Origin of the sequence: Nannocystis exedens (genome assembly GCF_002343915.1) — a bacterium.
Lineage (GTDB): Bacteria > Myxococcota_A > Polyangia > Nannocystales > Nannocystaceae > Nannocystis > Nannocystis exedens.
Genome location: NZ_NETK01000002.1, coordinates 738,624 through 759,877, shown reverse-complemented (window position 1 = coordinate 759,877; position 21,254 = coordinate 738,624). Strand labels below are relative to the sequence as shown.

Here is a 21,254-nt window from a genome sequence, read left to right as displayed (position 1 = left end):
TCTACTGCCGCGCCAGGTGCCCTCCGCCCTCCAGTCGTCCGGTTCGATCAGCGCCGCGGTCGCCGCGTCGCGCGTCCTCGGGCTCGTGCGCATGTCGCTGCAGTCGCGCCTCATCGGCGCCGGCGCGCTCGCGGACACGTTTTCGGTGGCGTTCCGGATCCCCAACCTCCTGCGCGACCTGCTCGCCGAGGGCGCCCTGTCGAGCGCGTTCGTCCCCACCTTCACCGCGTCCCTGGTGCAGGAGGATCGCGAGCGCGCGTACCAGCTCGCCAACCTCGCCCTGGCCGGGATCCTGCTCGTCACCGGGACGCTGACGCTGCTCGGGGTCGTGTTCGCCGAGCCGCTCGTGGTCGCCATCACGTCGGGCTGGAGCCCGGAGAAGATCGCCGAGACCGCCGCGCTGACGCGCGTGATGATGCCGATCCTCGCGCTCGTGAGCGTCGGCGCGGTGTGGGGCGGGATCCTCAACGCCCAGCGCAACTTCCTGCCGTTCGCGCTGGCGCCGGTGCTGTTCAACCTCGTCAGCATCGCCGCCGGCCTCGGCATGTGGCTGGCCGGGCTCGGCGGCCAGGCCGCGGTGATGGCCTGGAGCGTCGGCACGCTGCTCGCCAGCGTCGCCCAGGCCGCCGTGCTCCTGCCCTCCCTGCGCCGCCTCGGCTACCGCGTGCGCCCGCGGCTGCGCGGCCTCGTGAGCCACCCCGGCGTGCGCCGGATCGTCTCGCTGATGCTGCCGGCGATCGTCGGCGTGGCCGCCGTCCAGCTCAACGTGTTCGTCAACACCCGCTTCGCCGCCAGCCTCGGCGACGGCGCGGTGGCGCAGATCGAGTACGCGTTCCGGATCTTCTTCCTGCCGATCGGCGTGTTCGGGGTGGCGCTGGCGACGGTGACGGCCACCCAGGTGTCGGAGGAGGCGGCCCGCGGCGACCGCTCGGCCCTGATCGCGCGCACCAGCGAGGGGCTGTCGGCGGCCTGGCTGCTGACCTCGGCGAGCACCGTCGGCCTGGTGCTGCTCGCCCACCCGATCGTGTCGCTGATCTACGAGGGCGGCCGCTTCGGCGCCGCCGAGTCGGCGGCGGTGGCGGTGATCCTGCAGGCCTACGCGATCGGGCTCGCGCCCTACAGCATGGTCAAGATCGTCGCGCCGGCGTTCTACTCGATCGACCGCCCGCGCGTGCCGCTGATCGCGTCGGTCGCCTCGGTGGCCGTCAACATCGGCTTCAACGCCCTGACCTACGAGCGCCTCGGCGCGCCCGGCCTGGCCCTCGGGACATCCCTCGGCGCGCTGGTCAACCTGACGCTGCTGCGCGCGTTCTACCGGCGCGAGATCGGCGGCCTGGCCCGGCCCGGCCGCTGGCGCGAGTTCGCGGTGCTCGCGGCCGCCAACGCCGGCCTCGCCGCGGTCGTGTGGGCGACCTGGACCGGCCTCGCGCACGTGCTCGCAGGGCCGCTCGCCGCCCTGCCCCGCCTGATGCGCGCGCTGCTCGGCGCCGGCGCGCTGGGGCTGGTGATCGCGCTCGGGTTCGTGGTGTTCGCCGCCATCGTCCGCGCCGGCAAGTACCCCGGCGGGGCCCAGCTGTGGCGGCTGCCGGCCGGGCTCGTGCGCCGGCTGCGACGGCGCCGCGCTCCGGCGGCTTGAGGGCCGGCGACGTGCCGAGCGGACATGGCCTCCTCGCCATGCGCGTGCAGGCATGTGCGAGAGGCCAGGTACGATCGGTCCGGTTCGAGAGGCCAGGTACGGTCGGGAAGGTGCGAAAGGCCAGGTACAATCAGCCAGGTGTGAGAGGCCAGGTGTGATCGGCCATGCGCGACTGGGCAAGTTGTGGAAGACATGTCTGTGAGACCAGGCGCGGGGTGATCGGACCTGCCCGGTCGGGCAGGTCGCGCGCGTACCCCGAAGCCCTCGCTGCCCGACGGCAAGCCCGGCGTGGGCCTCGACGGCCGGGCTGTTCGCGGGCACCGGGCTCGATCGCTCGCCGCGACGACACGCCCCGGAGGTGCCGTGGAGGCTGACGAGCGGGCGACGCGGCGGCTCTCGTCGCGGGCGGCCCAGCTGCGCCGCGGCAGGCCGTTCGCTTCCACGCCAGCCCACGCTCGTGACGCGTGCCCGCCAGTTCGACTGCACGGGCTCGCGGCCGTCGCGGACCATGAGCGAGCTGACGACCTGGTGGGTCGTGCCGCCCGCCGACCCGCTCGGAGTGAGTCTGCGCGGTGCAGGAGCCGGGACGCCGCCCGGCCGGCGGGGCTCGCGTGGACGCACGCGTGCGCCTGACCTTCGACGCCCCCCGCGCACGTCGGGCGCCAGCTCCGGCACGCGCTCGCCGCCGCGTCGCCTTCGCACGAACTGCGCCCGTGACGGCCGGTCGCGGGCCTTTCCGGCGGGCGAAAAAGCGAGTATGGAGGGCCCGTGGCCGCCGCTCGCGCACGCTTTCGCAGCCTCGCCTGGGGTACGCTCGCGTACACCGTCCTCGTGATCCTGTTCGGCGCGGTCGTGCGGATCACCGGCTCCGGCGCGGGCTGCGGGCAACACTGGCCGACCTGCCACGGCGAGGTCGTGCCGATCAGCCCCACCATCGAGACCGTCATCGAGTTCTCGCACCGCGTCACCTCGGGGTTGTGCGGCATCATCGTGCTGGCGCTGCTGGTGGCGGCGCTGCGCGGCTTCCCGCGCGGGCACGCGGCCCGGCTCGGGGCCTGGCTCGCGCTGGTGTTCACGATCACCGAGGCGCTGATCGGCGCCGGCCTGGTGCGCTTCGGCCTGGTCGGCGACAACGACTCGGTCGCGCGGGCCATCGTGATGGCGGCGCACCTCGTCAACACGTCGCTGCTCACCGGCGCGCTCGCGCTCGCGGCCTGGGCTGCGAACCGCGAACCGGGCCAGGCCCGCGGCGGCGTGTCCCGTCGCGTCCGCTGGCTGGTCTGGGCCAGCCTCGGCGGCCTCATGCTGGTGGGGATCAGCGGGGCCGTCACGGCGCTCGGCGACACGCTCTACCCCGTCGAGGCCGGTGCGCTGAGCGAACGACTGCAGCGCGACCTCGGAGCGGGCGCGCACTTCCTTCAGCGCCTGCGACTGATGCACCCGGTGCTGGCGTGCGGCCTCGGCTTCTTCACCGCGGTGATCGCCCATCACCTCGGCAACGCCGCAGCGCCGGCCGTCCGCCGCGCGAGCGCGTGGGTGATGATCCTGGTGTTCGCCCAGCTGGCGGCGGGCGTCCTCAATGTGATGTTGTCCGCCCCCGGCTGGATGCAGGTGCTGCACCTCGGCCTCGGGACCGCGCTGTGGGTCGCTGCCGTGCTGTTCTCGCTCGAATTGCTGCACGCCCAGGCAGGCCCCGACGGGCACCCCCGCCCCGACCGATGACGTAGGGTCAACCGGCCGGGCGACATCACACCGCCCCGCCGATGTGGGCATGCCGCGGTGGATCCGGCCGCGGTCTCGGCTAAAGTGTTCGGCGATGGCTGATCGGCCCGTCTGCGAGCTCATGCGCGCCCTGCCCTCCTCGGTCCTGCCCGACGAGGCGGCCGCTCCGGCGCTCCAGCGCATGCGCTGCGAGGGGGTCGCGCTCCTGCCCGTGCTCGACTACGGCGAGCTGCTCGGTCTCGTGTACGAGCGCGACCTCGCCAGGCTGCGCGGCGAGCTGCTCGGGCGCCGGCTGGTGCGCGACCTGATGCGGGGCGACCCGCCCGTCGCCCCGCCCTGGCGCAGCGTCGACGCGGTGCTGCGCTTGATGCTCACCTACCGCTCCGAAGCCGTCGTCATCAGCGATCGCGGTCACCTCGTCGGCCTGTTCACGCTCGACGACGCGGCCCGCCGCTGCGGCGCCCTGCTCGACGCCGCCGCGCTGCGTCATTGATGATTGCGGCGCTCGCAGGGGGACGCGGGCGACGGCGGACACGAGCGGCGGGCGCATTGATTCTCGGCCGGCCGCCGACCGAGGCGAGCGATCGGTTCGCGGTCGGCCGCGAGCCGCGACGGCGAGCGCGTTGCTTCGCGACTTCGCGCCTACATCGTGGCCGGCGCGCGACGGGCACGGCTCGATCCGTCTGCCTCGCGGCGCGACATCGTCGTGCGACAGCTCATGCTCATGCGTGCAACGGAACGAGGGGGCGTCGGCCACTTCCATGAGTGGGAGTCGGGAGCGCGTGCGCTGGCCCGCGGGAAGATGGGCCACGTGGTCGGCGGTCGCGTGACCGACCCCGTCGTTGAAATCGGCTTGGGTTGACGGCGCCACGGATGGTGCCAGGTGGTTTCCCTCGCCGCGCGTGCTCGCTCGCCGCTCGTCGCGCCACGAGCGGGCCCGGCCTGCGCGGCCCGCGGAGCTTGGCACCTCGCAAGGCTCGTGGCATGACGGCAACCTCCCGTTTCAGGGCCCGCCTGCATGCCGCGCACGACCGCTCCGCGCACCATCCTCCTGTCCGTTTGGACATACTTGCTGATCTTCGGTCTCGGCGGCCTCGCCTTCTGCCTGCAGTGCGTGCTCGCCCCGCTCACCTGGCCTTTCGACCATGGTCGGAGGATCACCGGGAGGCTGTTCCGGCTGGCGGCCATCGGCGTCACCAAGCTCAGCCCGCTGTGGGACTTCCGGGTGTACCAGCCGCTGCCGCCGTACCGGCCGCGGCGCACGGTCGTCGTCAGCAATCACTGCTCGCAGACCGACCCGTTCCTCATCTCCCACCTGCCGTGGGAGATGAAGTGGCTCGGCAAGGCCTCGCTGTTCAAGGTGCCGATCCTCGGCTGGGCGATGTTCCTCGCCGGCGACATCCCGGTGGTCCGGGGCGACCGCGGGTCGGCCAAGGGGGCGATGGCGCGGTGCCGGCGGTACCTCATGCGCGACACGCCGGTGATGATCTTCCCCGAAGGTACGCGCGCGCTCGGCGACGAGATGGGGCCGTTCAAGGACGGCGCCTTCCACCTGGCGATCGAGACCGGCGCCGACATCCTGCCGATGGCGGTCGCGGGCACCGCCGCGGCGCTGCCGAAGCACGACTGGCGTTTCGGCAAGGCGCGGGCCTACGTGGCCGTCGGGACCCCGATCTCGACCCGCGGCCTCACGCTCGACGACCTGCCGGCGCTCAAGGACCAGGTGCGGGCCGAGATCGTGGCGCTGCGCCAGCAGATCATGCCGCTGACGGGCCCCTGAGGTCGTCCGCTCACGGCGCGCGGTCCCCTGCCCCGGCGCGGCGCCCGTGTGCGCCAGGCCGTGACGCGGCGGGCTTGCCACGTCCTCGCGCGCTCGGCATCCTCCGCCCATGAAACAGGGCGCCCGAGCGGAGCAGCAAGAGGATCAGGTCGGCAAGGCAGGCGGGAAGATCACCCCGCGCGAGACCGACTACCCGCAGTGGTACCAGGACGTCATCCGCGAGGCGGAGCTGGCCGAGCCGGCCAAGGTCGTCAAGGGCTGCATGGTCATCAAGCCGCACGGCTACGCCATCTGGGAGAAGCTGCAGCGCGATCTCGACGGCCGCTTCAAGGCGACGGGCCACCAGAACGCCTACTTCCCGCTGCTCGTGCCGCAGAGCTTCATCACCAAGGAGGCCGAGCACGTCGAGGGCTTCTCGCCCGAGCTCGCGGTCGTCACCCACGCCGGCGGCGAGAAGCTCGAGGAGCCCTACATCATCCGCCCGACCAGCGAGACGATCATCGGCTACTTCTTCTCGCGCTGGATCGAGAGCTACCGCGACCTGCCGCTGCTGGTGAACCAGTGGGCCAACGTCATGCGCTGGGAGAAGCGCACGCGGATGTTCCTGCGCACCACCGAGTTCCTGTGGCAGGAGGGCCACACCGCGCACTCGACCCACGAGGAGGCCCAGGCCGAGGTGATGCGCATGCTCGACGTCTACGGCGACTTCGCCGAGCAGGTCATGGCGATGCCGGTGATCCGCGGCATCAAGACCGACAGCGAGCGGTTCGCCGGCGCGGTCCAGACGACCTGCATCGAGGCGATGATGCAGGACGGCAAGGCGCTGCAGGCCGGCACCAGCCACGACCTCGGGCAGAACTTCGGCAAGGCGTTCAACGTCATGTTCCAGACCGAGGCCGGCGGCCGCGACTACGTGTGGCAGACGTCGTGGGGCGTCAGCACGCGCCTGGTCGGCGGCGTCATCATGACCCACGCCGACGACAGCGGCCTGGTCCTCCCGCCGCGCGTCGCCCCGATCCACGTCGTCATCGTCCCGATCTACAAGAACGACGACGAGCGCGCGCAGGTGCTGGCGGCCGCCGAGTCGATCCGCGCCCAGCTGGCCGACGTCGACCTCGCCCCGCCGCGCAGCCGCCACCGCGACTTCGTCGAGGTCGTGATCGACGACCGCGACCTGCGGCCCGGCAACAAGTTCTACATGTGGGAGCGCAAGGGCGTGCCAGTGCGCGTCGAGCTCGGGCCCAAGGACCTCGCCAAGGGCCAGGTCTGCGTCAAGATGCGGGTCGACACCGCGGCCGGGCGCGGCAAGGAGTTCATCGCCCAGAACGAGTTCGTCGCCACCATCAAGGAGCGCCTCGATCGCTTCCAGGACGAGCTGCTGCGGATCGCCCGCGAGCGCCTGCAGGAGCGCTCGCGCACGATCGACACCTGGGACGAGTTCCTGGCCGCGTTCGCCGGCGAGAAGAGCACGTTCGCCTGGTGCCACTGGGACGGCACGCGCGAGACCGAGGCCAAGATCAAGGAGCAGACGAAGGTCACGATCCGCTGCATCCCCCTGCCCGGCCACGGCCCCGAGCCCGAGGCGGGCCGCTGCGTGTTCTCCGGCAACCCGAGCGCGCGTCGGGTGTTGATGGCCAAGGCGTACTGAGCTGTCCGTTCGGACAGGCCGGCGAGGCGCGCCCGGACGTCAACCTGTCCCTACAGTCAGATTCGCCCGCTGTCGCCCGTCGTCCGCGCTCGACGGTGCATCGGCGGGCGTCGTCGTTTCGCCCGCGCGGAATTGCTCGCCCCGGCCGCGCGCCCCGCGGTCCCGCGCGGACGCGCGCGCACCTGGGGCGCCTCGCTCGCCGCCGGATCGCCGACAATGAGGCGGTGCGCGTCTGGCCGGCCCTGCTGCTGCTCTCGTGCTCGCGGCCCAACCCGGCGTTCCTCGCCGGCGGTGCGAGCGGTGACATGTCTTCAGAGACAGATCCGACCACCGCCGCGGCGACCACGGACGTCGGCACGACGGCGCCGTCCCCCACCACCGGCGAGGTGACCACCGCGGCGCCGACGACCTCCACCGGCGCCCCCGAGACCACCGGCCCGAGCGGGACGACCGGCGTCGTCGAGACCACCGGCGACGAGCATCCCGCGTGCGGGCCGTTTTCGGAGCAGCGGATCGTCGTCGACCCGCCGCTGCTCGAGCCCCAGTGCGTCGCGGTCACCGAGTACTTCGGCAAGGTCGCCAAGGCGGACGACGACACCGGCACCATCGCCCTCTGCACCGACGCCAGCTGTGGCCTGTGCGCCGTCGCCGTCCCGCTCGATCCGGACCTGGCGACCTACGTCGACGACGGCGCCTGCCTGCGGGTCGCGCACCAGGGCGAGTGGGTGCCGGGCGATCCCGAAGCGCCCGCGGGCTGCAAGACCACCGCGATCGCCCTCTTCGACGACGACAGCGTCTACCCGCTGTACGCCGCCTCGTCGCGGGTGGTCGACGCCCCGGGCTTCCTCGACTCGGCCGTCCGCCTCGACGTGCAGCGCGACGCCGGGACGGTCTGCGACTGCGCCGCGGACGACTGCTGCCTCGAAGGACAGGCGCGAAACGTGCGCCTCACCTTCACCGACCACGGCGAGCTCGTCGGCACCCTCGGGCCGGACGAAGTCGCGATCGTCGACTTCGAGGGCGTCGGCTACCTCGTCGCGGTCATCCGCGCGCACGTGAAGGGCTACTTCAGCACGCCGACCCAGCGGTGCGTCGCCGATCCCGAGACGGCCTTCGTCGACTGGCACATGCTGCGCCTGGAGGCGCCCTAGCTTTCAGGACAGGTCCTCCGGGGCATGCCCTGAAAGACCCAAAGCGCGAGGCGCCTCGCGCGCGAGGGCGGTCGGTTCGACCGCCCCGGCTCACAGCATCGGGCAGTCCTGGTCGGCCTTGGGCGACAGCTCGCAGGTGGCCTGGATCGAGGTGCCGGCCGACGCGGGCGCGGTGCGGATCAGCTTGAACTCGAGGTTGAAGCCCTCGCCGACGCAGTACGGGTCCATGTCGTCGAGCTCGCTGTCGGTCTGGCCGCCGCGGTCGATCAGCTCGGCGAAGCAGGCGGTCTCGCCCTCGGGGACGACCCACTCGCCGCCGACCTCGTCGCAGTGCGGGATGTCCCGGCGGGTGCCCTCGGCGGTGTTGATCTCGGCCAGCACGCACGAGGGATCGACCACCGGGGTGCTCGGGTCGATGTCCTTGACGCACTTGGTCATGCACGCCGGCTTGATCTGCTCCTCGAGCTTCTTGGCGATCTCGCGCAGCGCCTCGGAGTAGTCGTCCTGGCAGATCGAGAACAGGTTGCGCTCGTCGCCGACCTGGAACGCCTCGGCGAACTCGCGCTCGCGCACCGGCGGGACCGCGGTCTGCGGCTTGTCGGGGTCGACGGGGTTGGCCAGCGTGCAGCCGGCGCCGATGCCGAAGAGGTCCTGGAACTCGGGGTCGTCCGAGTCCTGGTAGACGATGTCGGCGTCGCGGGTCTCGTAGCCGGGCGGCACGCCGGCGATCAGCGCGACCAGCACCTCCTGGTCGGCCTGCTTCATCTTCTTGTCGTCCTCGAGCTTCTGCAGGAAGTTGATGTACTTCGACAGCGGCTGCAGCACGGCCTGGTCGTCCGGAACGCCGACGCTGCCGTCGATGCCGAAGTTGGCCGACTCGCAGCTGTCGTAGGTCGGCCCGGCGCCGTCACACTTCACGCCGGCGTTGAAGCACACCGCGCTGGTCGCCTGCGGGTCGTCGGGGTCGGCCCAGAAGGTCTTGTTGGTGGTGAAGATCTCGCCGAACTCGGGGTTGTAGGAGCAGTCGAGCTCGTCGGTGATGAACACCACCGAGAGGATCGCCTGGTCGCGCAAGAAGCCGTAGTTGGTCGGCGAGTCCTCGCGGCTCGCCTGGGCCAGCGCGAGGTACATCGACTCGAGGTGCGACTCCATGCCGCAGCCCGACACGCCCTGCGGGCCGAAGCACTGGAACGCCTCCACCGTGGTCACGTCGTCGGGCAGGTTCGTCCGCCCCTCGATGCGCTCGATCCACCGGCGCGGCGCCAATTCGCCGTCGGAGTACTGCGTCTCGGTCGGCTTCATGCGGTCGGTCAGCGCCGCGTCGTCGAGCTTGCAGTAGTCGCTGCAGGCGTAGCCGTAGTCGTCCATGTTGAAGGTGAAGTCGCCGAGCGCCATGCGATCGAGGCAGCTCGACAGCACCAGCTTGCCGCCCTCCGGCTTGGTCTGGGCCTGCTTGCACAGCGGGTTGCCCGAGTCGGTGGTGGTGATGCCGATCCGGTAGTTGGCGTCGACGTCCTCGCGCTCGAGCACGCCGATGAACGCCTCGAAGTTCTTCGACAGCGTCGCCTGCTCGTCCGCCATCGAACCCGAGTTGTCGATCACGAACAGGATGTCGACGTCCTTGTTGATCTGGACGTCGACGGTCTCGTTGTCGACCTGGGTCTTGTCGTACGTGACCTGCTTGAGCGGATGCTCGAGACAGCCGGCGAGGAGACCGGTGACGAGGGGAAGCGAGACGATAAGGGCGGAGCGCAGCGACATCGGAACCTCCGCGGCTGTCGATGCGGCTCCCGGGCCAGAGCGAAAGCACTGGAGTCTCGCGCAGTTGCGCTGGGGGCCCGAGGCAACGGGGTTGCGGAGGTGCGGGCACTTCGACAACCAAGTTGGCACGCGGCCCGGGCGTCGCCGCGCCGAAAGCGAGAAGGCGCCCTCGCCTCGCGGCGGGAGCGCCTTCACGTCGAACGAGCGAGGCTCAGAGCATCGGGCAGTCGTTGCCCGGGTTCGGCGACAGCTCGCACGCGGCCGAGATCGTGGTGCCGGCCGGCGCCGCAGCGGTGCGGATCAGCAGGAACTCGAGGTTGTAGCCCTCGGCGACGCACTCGGGCGACATGTTGTCGATCATGCTCTGGGTCTCGTTGCCCGGATCGATGAGCTCGACGAAGCACGCGGGCTCACCGGCCGGAGCCGTCCAGGCGCCGTTGACCTCCTCGCACGGGACGATCTCCTTGCGGGTCATGGCGGCGGTGTTGTCCTCGAAGATCTGGCAGTTCGGCTGCAGGATCGAATCCGACGGATCGATGTCCTTGACGCACTTGGTCATGCACGCCGGCTTGATCTGGTCGCGGATCTTGTTGGCGATCGCCTGGAGGGCGCCCGAGTAGTCGTCCTGGCAGATCGAGAACAGGTTGCGGTCGCCGCCGACCTGGAACGCCTCGGCGAACTCGCGCTCGCGCACCGGCGGCACGGCCGTCTGCGGGGGGTCGCCCGGCAGGGTGCAGCCCTTGCCGATGCCGAACAGGTCGTTCTCAACCGGATCGGCCTCCTCCTCGTAGATGATGTCGGCGTCCATCGTCTCGTAGCCCGGGGGCACGCCGGCGATGAGCGCGACCAGGACCTCCTGGTTGAGGTCGTAGGTCTTCTTCTGATCCTCGAGGTTCTGCACGAAGTTGATGTACTTCGACAGCGGCTGCAGCACGGCCTGGTCGTCGGGCACGTCGACGTTGCCGTCGATGTCGTAGTTGGCCGAACGGCAGCTGTCGTACTGCGGGCCCGCGCCCTCGCACTTCACGCCGGCGTTGAAGCACACGGCGCTGGTGGCGTTCGGATCGTCCGGGTTCTCCCAGAAGACCTTGTTGTCCTTGAAGATCTCGTCGAACTGGGGGACGTACGAGCAGTCGAGCTCGTCCGTGATGAACACGATCGAGAGGATCGCGGTGTCGCGGATGAAGCCGTAGTTGGTCGCCGAGGTCTCCTGACCGGCCAGCGCCAGCGCCTTGTACATCGACTCGAGGTGCTGCTCGAAGCCGCAGCCCGACACGCCCTGCGGGCCGAAGCACTGGAAGGCCTGGACCGTGCTGACGCCCTCGGGGAGGTTCGTGACGCCCTCGATGCGCTCGATCCAGTTGCGCGGCGCCTTCTCGCCGTTCGAGTACGCCGTCTCGGTCGGCGTGATCGGCAGGTCGTCGTCGGTGAGGCTGCAGACGTCCGTGCAGGCCGCGCTGGAGTCTTCCATGTTGAAGGTGAAGTCGCCGAGCGCCACGCGGTCGACACAGCTCGAGAGCACCAGCTTGCCGCCCTCGGGCTTGGTCTGGGCCGCCGGACAGCGCGGGTTGCCGCTGTCGGTGGTCGTGATGCCGATGCGGTAGTTCGCGTTCACGTCCTCCGCCTCGAGCACGTTGATGAACGAGGCGAAGTTCTTGGCGAGCAGCGCCTGCTCGTCGGCCATCGACCCGGAGTTGTCGATGACGAAGAGGATGTCGACGTCCTTGTTGATCGCGATGGCGACGTTCTCTTGCGCCTCGGAGCTCTTGTCGTAGAGCACCTTCTTGATCGGGTGCTCGAGGCAGGCGGTGAGCGCCAGGGCAGCGCCGGCGGTGAGCGAGAGACGACTCAGGGAAGTAACGCGCGACATGAGGGTTCTCCAGGAGGCCGGAGGCGGTGGACGGTGTGCCCTACCATCGCAAAGGTGGCCCCGGCTTGTAAAGTCCGCGAACACTCCAGGTGACCGGGGCGCGAGGAGCCTCCCCGCGCGCGAGCGCCCGGCGCTCCCTCACATCGGCTCCGGCCGTCTCCCATTTGAGACGGCGAGCTCGAAGCGCCAGTCGTGACTCACTCGGCGGTCTTGTTCGCGCCCCGGCCCCGCTCGCTGTTGGTGCGTCCGCGGGCGCGAACCACGAGCCGCACCGGGATGCCCCGCAGGTTCCAGCGGGTCCGGAAGCGACGCAGCAGGTAGCGCTCGTAGGAGGCCGGGAGGCAGCGCCCGTGGTTGGCCGAAATGACGATGAGCGGGGGATCGCTCTCGGCCTGGGTGGCGAACAGCAGTTTTACCGGTTTTGGCCCGAACATCGGCGGCGAATGCTCGGCGACGGCCGCAGCCAGCTCGGCGTTGAGATCCGCCGTCGGGATGTGCTTGCCGAGCGCGCGCGCGGTGTGCAGGCACGCCTCCATCAGCTCGCCGAGGCCGCGCGCGTGCCCCTGCCCGGCGTCGCGGCCGGCGCCGGTGATCGAGGTCTTGACGATGTAGGGCCGCTCGAGGAACTGCAGCTCCTCCTCGGCCTGGACCTGCACCGCGTGCGCGGCCTTCTTGTCGCGCGCGACGAGATCCCACTTGTTGAGGCAGACGACCACGCCCTTGCCGCGCTCGTGGGCCATGCGGGCCAGGCGCTGATCCTGGTCGGTGACGCCGATGCTGGCGTCGATGATCAGCGCGACCACCTGGGTCCGCTCCATCGTCCGGATCGCCTTGATCGCGGCCAGCTTCTCCATGGCCCGCTCGATCTGCTTGCGCCGCCGCAGCCCCGCGGTGTCGATGAGGACGATCGGCTGCTTGTTGAACTCGAACGGCAGGTCGATCGGGTCGCGGGTGGTGCCGGCCTCGGCGTTGACGATCACCCGCGGCTCGCGGAGCAGCGCGTTGATCAGGCTCGACTTGCCGGCGTTCGGGCGGCCCATGAAGGCCACGCGCGTGCCGACCAGCGCGCTGGCGATCGTGCCCTCCGGGGCCGGCTGCTGGACCCGCGCGAGCACGGCGTCGTGCAGCTCGGCGGCGTTGCGGCCGTGCGCGGCCGACACGGCGAGGATCGGGAACCCCAGCTCGTGCGCGGCCTGGGCCGCGATCTCGCGCTCGGGGTTGTCGCACTTGTTGACGACGACCAGCACCGGCCGGCCCGAGCGGCGCAAAATGTCGGCGATCTCGCGGTCGTCGGCGACGATGCCGTCGAAGGCGTCGACGACGAACAGGATCAGGTCGCTCTCCTCGATCGCGATCTCGGCCTGGACGCGGATCTGGCTGCCGAGCGACTCGTCGTCGAAGTCGAGGCCGCCGGTGTCGACGATGATGTAGCTCTTGCCGTCGTGGTTGACGACGCCGTACAGGCGGTCGCGCGTGACGCCCGGGCGATCCTCGACGATCGCCTTGCGCGCGCCCACCAGGCGGTTGAAGAGCGTCGACTTGCCGACGTTCGGCCGGCCGACGATCGCGACCACGCTGGTGCGACGACCCGCGTCGGCGCTCGGCGCCGGCTCGTCGCCGGTGAATTCTTCTCCTGGCCCTTCGACCAGCTCGTCGTCGTGCTCGCTCATGACAGGCCTCCCACGGGCGCGTGCAGGCCGAGGCGCTCCATCAGCGCCGGGTCGCGGGTCCAGTTCGGGGTCACCTTGACCTCGAGGTAGAGTTCACATGGCCTTCCGGTCAGCTCGGCGATCGCCCGCCGGGCCGACATCGAGATGGCCTTGATCGTCTCCGCGCCGCGGCCGATCACCATCGGCTTCTGGCTCTCGCGCTCGACGTGGACGCTGGCGTGGACGATGTCCCGCGGCGGCTTGCGCTGCTCCTTGAACGACTCGACCGTCACCGCGCAGCAGTACGGCAGCTCGTCGCGCAGGTGCTCGAACAGGGCCGCGCGCACGCGCTCGCCGGCGTGCCAGCGGACCGCGCGGTCGCTCAACTGATCCTCGGGGAACAGCGGCGCGGCGACCGGCAGGGCGGCGACGACGTGCTCGCGCAGCGCCTCGAGGCCCGCGCCGGTGGTGGCGCTGATCGGGATGAGCGCGGTGAACGGGTGCAGCGCCGACCACTTGCGGAGGATCGGCAGGAGCAGCGCCTTGTCCGCGATGCGGTCGCACTTGGTCAGCACCAGGGCGATCGGACGCCCGGCGGCGGCGATCGAGGTGAGCGCGGCGGTGGCGGCCGGACCGGGCTCCCACGCCTCGGCCGCGGCGATGTCGGCCAGCAGCGGCGCCTCGGCGAGCATGAGCACCAGGTCGACCGACTGCGCCCCGCGCAGCGCCTCGTCGACCATGAACTTGTTGAGCGCCGACTTGGCGCGGTGGATGCCGGGCGTGTCGACCAGCACGGCCTGGAAGCCGGACCCCGACCACACGCCGAGCAGGCGCTCGCGGGTCGTCTGCGGGAACCGGGTGGCGACGGCGAGGTCGCTGCCGACGAGCGCGTTGAGGAGCGTCGACTTGCCGACGTTGGGCCGCCCGCACAGCGCGACGGTACCTGCCCGAAAGGACATCTCGTCAGCGGACTCTGGCGTGCTTTCGCTTTCCATGGCCAAAAGTCCGGGCTTTATGGGGGATGGCGGGGGCCGACGCAAGCGCGCGGCGCGGCCGGCGGACAGACCTCGCGCACGCGCGCAGAAAACACACTGTCGCACCGTAGTTATCAGCGCACCCTGGCACACATGTAGGATATTTGTGTTCATGCTCCGACCCGGCGATCCTCCGACCATGCGTGTCGCCCAGGAACGCCGTGGCTCGTCGCGGATCGACAAGGTCTTCCCCGTGCTGGTCTTCTCGGAGGAGGTCGGGGAGCAGTGGTGCGTCGCCCGCAACATCTCCGAGACCGGCATGTTCATCGAGATGCCCGAGCCGCTGCCGCTGCGGACCAAGGTGATCATCCGCTTCCAGATGCCGGGCGACGAGGCGGCGATCTGCGCGATCGCGCGCATCCAGAACCACTACTACCTCCAGTACGCCGGCAGCGACGGCCTGCGCGCCCTGACCGGCGCCGGGCTGCGCTTCCTCCGCTTCGTCCCCGAGATCGGCGCGCCTGTCCCCGAGGACCGGCTGCACTGAGCCGTGGGCAGGCAGCGTGACAAATTTGGGGATCTCCCCTGCCCTTGGTACCCAGCCCGTATGCCACGGCGCGCCCTGCTCCTTTCGACCCTGGTCGCCGCCTGCGCCGGTGAGCCGCAGGTCGAGGTCCTGACCCGCTCGTCGGCCGACACGCTGCAGGCCCAGGCCTGGGCCGACCGCTTCGAGCTGTGGTTCGCCCAGGCCGCGGCCCTCGCCGACGGCGAGCTCGACGCCGCGGTCGCGGAGCTGCCCCTCGACGAGCCCGAGCTCGCCCGCGCGCCGAAGCGCAAGCCGAAGGCGGGGCCGCCGCGCGAGCCCGAAGGGGCAGGTCCCGAAGAACAGGAACTCTCCGACAGGGTCGATGCGCCAGGTATCGAGGGCCAGCCGGTCGCGCCGCCGACCACCGCCGACGAGCTCGCGCGGGTGATCGCGGCGCTGCGCGACGGGCCGCACCGCGACCTCGGGCCGCTGGCGCGCGCGCTGGCGGCCGCGCCCCCGTCGCTGTGGCCGGAGCTGCGGGCCCAGCTGCTGGCGCCGCGGACCGCCCGCAAGGCCGACTACAAGGCGATGCTGTCGGTGATCGGCGGCGACGTGCCGAACCGCTACGGGCACTTCGAGCTGGCGTGGAAGAAGGCCCACGGCCACCACGGGGTCAAGCTGTCGGAGGACTGGTTCACCGACCTGCTGGCCCTGCCGTCGCGCCAGGTGTCGAAGGTGCTGCGGCCGATCTACCGCGACTGCGTGATCCAGGCGGCCCTGCTGCGCGCGGCGGCGACGATCGGCGCCGAGCCGGCGCACACCGACGACGTCGTCGAGGCGCTGCTGGCGGCCGCGTACCTGCACGAGAGCACGTTCCGCGACGAGGTCGGACGGGCGATCCGCCGCCTCGGCGACCCGGCCCTGCCCGGCCTGCTGCGGCGATCGATCCGCCCGCCCCTGCCCGCCGACGAGGGCGAGGCGCAGGTGGTCAAGGACTCGGTCGCCTACCGCACCGCGGAGTACGCCGGCTACCAGATCGATCGCATGGACCGGGCCCACCCGCGCAAAGCGCTGCAGGCGGTCAGCGACGATCCGGCGCGGCTCGCCGAGCTGATCGCGGCGTACGGGGTGGTCCGTCCCGGCGACGCGGCCGGGCCGCTGCTCGACTTCGTCGACGCCGCGATCCCGCCGGTCCGCGAGGCCGCGCGCGAGGCGTTCCTCGCCTACGTGACCGGGCCGGCGCCGCGGGCCGAACGCAAGCTGCTGCGCTTCGTCGGCGGCGGCACCGGCGAGTCGGCGGCCCAGCTGACCTACCGCGATCTGGCCCGGATCGCGATCATGAGCCGGATCGCGTCCCATCACCCCGACCTCGCCGAACCCGACTGCCGCTCGGCGCCGAAGGACAGCGTGATCGCCGAGGCGTGCGAGGGCCAGCCGGAGCGGCTGGCGCGGGCCTACTTCCAGCGCCTCGACGACGGCCGCCGCCAGCGCGAGCGGGCCGAGATCGCGGCGGCGCTGCGCGAGCCCGATCGCGCGGCCGCGATCGCGATCCTCGACCGCCTGCTGGCCGACGACCCCGGGCTCAGCGCCCGCGCGGAGCTGGTGCCGACCTACGAGCAGGCCGCCGCCGAGGCCGCCGCCGCCGGCGATCTGGCGCTCGGGGCCCGCCTGTGGCGCAAGAGCGCGGCGCTGCTCGAGGACGTCGAGCCCGGCCGCGCCGACGCGCTGCGGGTGCGCGCCCTCCTGGCCGAGGCCGACCTCGCGGGCACCGAGGAGGGCCGGCGCATGCTGCTGGCCACCGCCGCCGAGCTGGCGCCCGAAGACCCCGAGCTGCAGGCGCGGCTGACGGCGAGCGTGGAGCGGCCGGAGACGGCGGCGACGGAGATCCGCACGCGCCTGGCCTACGGGACAGGTCTGGCCGTCGGCGGGCTGTCGCTGCTGCTCGGCCTCGGCGGGCTGTTCAACCGCTCGCGCGCGCGCGCCTGAAGCCGGCGCTTGGGCGCCTGCCACCGGGGACATGCCCTTGAGGACATGCGCTTGGGCGCGTGCTTTCAGGGACATGCCCTGAGGAGCATGCCCTCGAGGACATGCGGCACCCTCACCCGCGCGCCGGGCCGCGGCCGAGCACGCCGGCGACGGCCTCGCGCATGGTGGCGAAGATCTCGACGCCCCGCCAGTCGGCGTCGAGGCCGACCATCGCCTGGGCGACCTCGGGGCGGATGCCCGTGACGAGCACGCGGGTGCCGAGCAGACGGGCGGCGCGGACCGACTGCAGCAGGCCGGCGGCGACCTGGGCGTCGATCGAGCGCACGCCGGTGACGTCGAGGATGGCCGCGCGCGCGCGGTGCTCGGCCACGCCGTCGAGCAGCGCCTGCATGATCGCCCGCCCGCGCTCGCGGTCGATGGTGCCGATCAGCGGCAGCGCGATCACGTTGTCGGCGATCGGGACGATCGGGGTCGACAGCTCGTCGAGCACCGAGCGCTGGACCGCGATGATCTGCTGCTGGAGGGCGTTGCGCTCCTCCTCGGCCCGGCGCCGCTCGCTGATGTCGGTGGCGATCCCGCCGAGGCCGTAGAGCCGGCCGCGCGCGTCGTAGATCGGGAACTTGACCGAGAGGTAGACGTGCACGCCGTCGGGTTGCGGGATGAGCTCCTCGACCTCCTGCGGCGCGCCGCTCTCGCACACGGCGAGGTCGTTGCGGCGGTTCTGCTCGCCGGCCTCGGGGCCGAAGATGTCGTGGTCGGTCTTGCCGAGCAGGCCACCGGGCTCCGCGCCGGCCAGACGCTCGTAGGTCCGGTTGCACACCCGGAGCCGCCCCTCGGTGTCCTTCACGAAGATCACCGCGGGGCAGTGCCTTATGACGGCCGTGAGCAGCTCGTTGCGCTCGCGCAGCGCGGCGTTCTCGGCGAGGAGCGTGGCCAGATCCTGCGAGGAGTCGGGGCTGGAGGCGGACATGGGCCTCACCCAATATCCCTGCATGAGCTCCCTGGCGGGTGGTCTTTCTGCGCGCCGACGGACGTTGGCGCACACGTGGGGCCAGGCTCGAGTTCGCTCATCGCGCGACGCGCCGCCACACCGATCGGCCCGCGCGGGCCAGGTCGTCGATCAAACTGTAGGTCGCTGGCAGGAAGACCAGCGTCATCACCGTACTCGACGCCAGTCCGCCTACGAGGATCAGCGCGATGGCGTGATAGTAGACGCCTGCGAGCGTGGGGTGGTGGATCAGCATCGGCACCAGACCGAGCACCGTCGTCCCCGCGGTCATCAAAATGGGGCGCAGGCGATCGGCTCCGGCCGCCGCGAGCGCGGCGTCGCGGGTCATGCCGGCGGCGCGCAGCTGGATGGCGCGGTCGATCAGCATGATGCCGTTGTTCACGGCGATGCCGATGAGGATAAAGAGGCCGATCATCGCCGTCGTGTCGACGGTGGTGCCGGTCCACCACATGAGCCACGGCGCGCCGACGCAGCCGAGCAGGCAGGTGGCGAGGATCGCGAACGGCTGCAGGAAGCTCTCGAACAGCGAGGCCATCACCGCGTAGACCAGCAGCAGGCACAGGCCGAGGTCGATGAGCACCTCGATGTTGGACCGCTGCGCGCGACCCCAGCGCGACCACTCGCCGCTGCTGTAGCCGGCCGGGAACACGAAGCTCTCCATCGCCTTCTTGACCAGCTCGCGGTTCTTCTCCGGCTCGGGGGTGAAGAAGCGGGCCTTGACCTTGACCTGGGTCTCGCGGTCGAGACGCTGGATGAAGAACGGGCTGCGCGTGGGCTCGAGCGCCGCGATGCCACCGACCGTGACCTCGCCGCCGTCGGCCAACGGGATCGGCAGGTCGCGCAGCTCCTCGAGCGTCGGCCCGTCCCCTGCCCCGCCGGCGCGGTTGCCGGCCGACAGGCGCAGCTCGATCTGGCCCTCGGGGCTGCGCACCTGGCCGAGCGGCGTGCCCTGGAACGCGGTCTGGATCAGGCGCGCGACGTCGTCGGCGCGCAGGCCGTAGCGCCGCAGCAGGGCGCCGTCGAGCTTGACGTGGAGCTCGCGCGAGCCCTCGTCGTAGGGGCCGATCACGGTGTCGACGCCGCCCGACTCGGGGTTGTCGGCGCTGCCGCGCGGCAGGGTCGCGCGCAGGTGGGCGGCTGCCTTTTCGGCCAGGTCCATGAGGACACCCATGTCCTCGCCCTTGATCGCCAGCTCGACCTCGTGGCGGTCGGGGTTGCCGCGCATCTGCCCGCGGTTGTTCTCGCCGACCAGGTAGCGCACGCCGGGCTGCTCGGGCAGCGCCTGCTTGACGGTCTTGGTGAACGCCTCGGCGTCGGCCTCGGAGGCGGCGCGGGCGATCGGGTGGACGTCGCAGCGGCCCCAGAAGTCGGAGTAGGCGCACGAGACGTGGGTGACCGCGAGCGCGTCCTTCTTGGCCAGGATCGCCTCCTCGACCACGCGCACCCGCTCGCCGATCTCCTTGTAGCCCGGGCTGCCGACGAACTGCATGCTGACCTCGACCCAGTCGGGCTTCGGGTCGATGTCGGACAGGTTGTAGGTCAGCCGCTGCGACGGGATCACGGCGCTCGCGGCGAGGCCCAAACCGAGCACCAGCGCGGTGCGGCGGAACCGCAGCGTCAGCGCGATCAGGCGCCCGTAGCCGGCGATCAGCGGGCCGAGGAGGCGGCCGCTCCGACCTGTCCCTTCGGCCACCCCGCCGCGCTTGAGCACCGCCGGCATGACCAGCGGCACCAGCGTCTGGCTGACGAACAGGCTGCACAGCAGCACGGTGGCGAAGGTGAGGCCGAGCGGGGCCAGCAGCGCGCTCATCGGGTTGGCCGGGTCGCCGAACACCAGCGGCAGGAACACGATCACGCTCGACACGGTCGACGCCACCGTCGCCAGGCCGACCTCGCGCCCGCCGGCCCGCACCGCCGCGCGCGCCGGCAGCCCGCGCTGGGCCTGCAGCTCGATCGCCTCGGTGATGACGACCGCGTTGTCGACCAGCATGCCGACGCCGAGCACGAGGCCGAGCAGGACGATGCAATTGAGCTCCTCGCCGCGGATCAGCAGCACCCCGCAGGTGGCGAGGATCGTCAGCGGGATGCACAGCGCCGCCACCAGGGTGACGCCCCAGCGGCGCAGGAACAGCCACAGCATGGCCACGCCGAGCAAGCCGCCGTAGATGCCGGTGTCGCGCAGGTCGGCCAGGGTCTTGAGGATGATCTTGCCCTGGTCGTGGTAGACGACCGCCGAGATCCCGCCGAGCCGCGGGCTGGCCTGCAGCTCCTCGACGACCCCGTTGACGGCGCGGGCGACGTCGACCGGGCTCGCCCCGGCGTCGGCGTAGACCGAGAGGTCGACGCCGAGGCGGCCGTCGAGGCTGCGGAAGTTGCGGTTCTCTCGCGGGTGGACCTCGACCCGCGCGACCTCGCCGACCCGCGCCGGTACGGTCGTGCTCGTCTGCCCGACCGCCGACGCGGTGGCCGGGGCGACGCCGGCGCCGACCGGCGTGCTGGTGTAGACGCCCGGGCCGACGCTGGCGGTGTTGCTGCGCGCGCCGATGCCCTGCGGGCCCTGGGCCGCCAGCGGCGCGGTGGCCGAGACCGCCGGCGCGGTGGTGGCGGATGTCCCGGAGGACATGCTCGAAGAGGCAGCCGTGCTCGCGGTCGAAGCAGCCGCGGTCGAGCTCGTGCGCGGCGCGGTCGTGGCCGCGCTCGCGGCACCCGGCGCGCCGCGGCTGCGGGCCACCGGCAGGGCCGCGAACGCCTGCGGGTCGGCGTCGACCGGCGGGGCGCGCACGCCGGGCTGGGTCGCGTCCTCGCGCAGGACGCCGAGGCTGCGCCCCTGCCGGGCCTCGCGCACGGCGGTGCTGACGGCCTGGGCCGACACGCCGGCGCGGCGCAGGGCCTCGAGGTCGAGGGCGACCTCGAGCTCGCGCGGCTCGACGCCCTCGAGCTCGACGCGCGACACGCCGGGGATCCGCTCGATCGGCCGCACCACGTGGCGCTCGATCAGGTCGTAGGAGCGCGTCAGGTCGCTGTCGCTGGCGAGGCGCAGCTTGACCACCGCGTCGTCGGAGCGGCCCCACGAATCGAGGGTGACCCGCGTGATCGCGTCCGGCAGGGTCCCGCGGATCCGGTCGAAGCGCTCGCGGATCTCGGCCTTGCGGGCGGCGATGTCGGTGCCGGCGACGAACTCGAGGTTGACGCGCACGCCCCAGCCGCCGCTGCCGACCTGGATCCGCTGCAGCCCGCGCAGGCCGGCCATCGCCTCCTCGACCGGGCGGATGATCTCGCGCTCGACCAGCTCGGGGCTGGTGCGCTGGAGGTTGATGCGCAGCGACACGCGGGCGGTGCCGCCGGCCGGCAGGAAGGCCAGCGGCAGGCGGGCGGTGGCGATCGCGCCGAGGACCAGGATCGCCAGCAGCAGCATCCCGATCATCACCGGGCGGTCGAGCGCCAGGTCGCTGAGGCTGGCGCGGCCGGCGATCTGCGGGCCTGCCTTCGCGGACATGTCCCCTGTACCAGGGCCGATTGGACCTGCGCTCGCGGACATGTCC

14 protein-coding genes are annotated in these 21,254 nt (G+C 71.8%); 8 read left to right on the top strand and 6 right to left on the bottom strand.

The annotated features are described in order from the left end of the window. Positions 1-16 precede the first annotated feature (16 nt). The 6 genes from murJ (at position 17) to NAEX_RS46890 (ending at position 7,937) form a co-directional block, all read left to right on the top strand. Positions 17-1,636, top strand: a complete 1,620-nt coding sequence (murJ, locus tag NAEX_RS46915; RefSeq protein WP_245914031.1) for a murein biosynthesis integral membrane protein MurJ — start codon at positions 17-19, stop codon at positions 1,634-1,636. A 768-nt stretch (positions 1,637-2,404) separates the two neighbouring features. Continuing rightward, positions 2,405-3,358 (top strand): COX15/CtaA family protein, encoded by a 954-nt coding sequence (locus tag NAEX_RS46910; RefSeq protein ID WP_096334436.1) that lies wholly within the window; start codon positions 2,405-2,407, stop codon positions 3,356-3,358. A gap of 94 nt (positions 3,359-3,452) precedes the next feature. Continuing rightward, entirely contained in the window at positions 3,453-3,851 is a 399-nt protein-coding gene (locus NAEX_RS46905) for a CBS domain-containing protein (protein ID WP_170136628.1), read from the top strand. A gap of 525 nt (positions 3,852-4,376) precedes the next feature. Next, positions 4,377-5,138, top strand: a complete 762-nt coding sequence (locus NAEX_RS46900; protein WP_096334434.1) for a lysophospholipid acyltransferase family protein — start codon at positions 4,377-4,379, stop codon at positions 5,136-5,138. Between the two features lie 109 nt (positions 5,139-5,247). Next, a complete protein-coding gene (gene proS / locus NAEX_RS46895) occupies positions 5,248-6,786 on the top strand; it encodes a proline--tRNA ligase (RefSeq protein WP_096334433.1) in 1,539 nt (512 codons plus the stop codon). Positions 6,787-7,010: 224 nt separating this feature from the next. Then, positions 7,011-7,937 (top strand): hypothetical protein, encoded by a 927-nt coding sequence (locus NAEX_RS46890; protein WP_096334432.1) that lies wholly within the window; start codon positions 7,011-7,013, stop codon positions 7,935-7,937. A gap of 90 nt (positions 7,938-8,027) precedes the next feature. On the opposite strand, the gene NAEX_RS46885 is transcribed toward NAEX_RS46890, so the two are convergent. The 4 genes from NAEX_RS46885 to era form a co-directional block, all read right to left on the bottom strand. Further along, positions 8,028-9,698, bottom strand: coding sequence for a vWA domain-containing protein (locus tag NAEX_RS46885; RefSeq protein ID WP_096334431.1), 1,671 nt, complete (start codon positions 9,696-9,698; stop codon positions 8,028-8,030). Between the two features lie 211 nt (positions 9,699-9,909). Beyond that, positions 9,910-11,568, bottom strand: a complete 1,659-nt coding sequence (locus tag NAEX_RS46880) for a vWA domain-containing protein (RefSeq protein ID WP_096334430.1) — start codon at positions 11,566-11,568, stop codon at positions 9,910-9,912. A gap of 197 nt (positions 11,569-11,765) precedes the next feature. Then, positions 11,766-13,238, bottom strand: coding sequence for a ribosome biogenesis GTPase Der (der, locus tag NAEX_RS46875; protein ID WP_096334429.1), 1,473 nt, complete (start codon positions 13,236-13,238; stop codon positions 11,766-11,768). Continuing rightward, a complete protein-coding gene (gene era, locus NAEX_RS46870) occupies positions 13,235-14,176 on the bottom strand; it encodes a GTPase Era (protein ID WP_170136627.1) in 942 nt (313 codons plus the stop codon). The genes der and era overlap by 4 nt, the downstream gene beginning before the upstream one ends. Before the next feature lie 214 nt (positions 14,177-14,390). Between era and NAEX_RS51870 the strand changes: the two genes are divergently transcribed. Both NAEX_RS51870 and NAEX_RS46865 read left to right on the top strand, forming a co-directional pair. Continuing rightward, positions 14,391-14,738, top strand: a complete 348-nt coding sequence (locus NAEX_RS51870) for a PilZ domain-containing protein (RefSeq protein WP_170136626.1) — start codon at positions 14,391-14,393, stop codon at positions 14,736-14,738. Positions 14,739-14,798: 60 nt separating this feature from the next. Then, on the top strand, positions 14,799-16,703 hold the full coding sequence (locus NAEX_RS46865; protein WP_096334427.1) for a hypothetical protein: 1,905 nt from the start codon (positions 14,799-14,801) through the stop codon (positions 16,701-16,703). A 112-nt stretch (positions 16,704-16,815) separates the two neighbouring features. Here the strand turns inward: NAEX_RS46865 and NAEX_RS46860 are convergent, their stop codons facing one another. Together NAEX_RS46860 and NAEX_RS46855 are read right to left on the bottom strand one after the other, a co-directional pair. After that, the gene (locus tag NAEX_RS46860; protein ID WP_170136625.1) at positions 16,816-17,673 is read right to left on the bottom strand and encodes a PAS domain-containing protein; all 858 of its coding nucleotides are present in this window, start codon (positions 17,671-17,673) and stop codon (positions 16,816-16,818) included. A 97-nt stretch (positions 17,674-17,770) separates the two neighbouring features. Further along, entirely contained in the window at positions 17,771-21,208 is a 3,438-nt protein-coding gene (locus NAEX_RS46855; RefSeq protein ID WP_170136624.1) for an efflux RND transporter permease subunit, read from the bottom strand. Positions 21,209-21,254 lie beyond the last annotated feature (46 nt).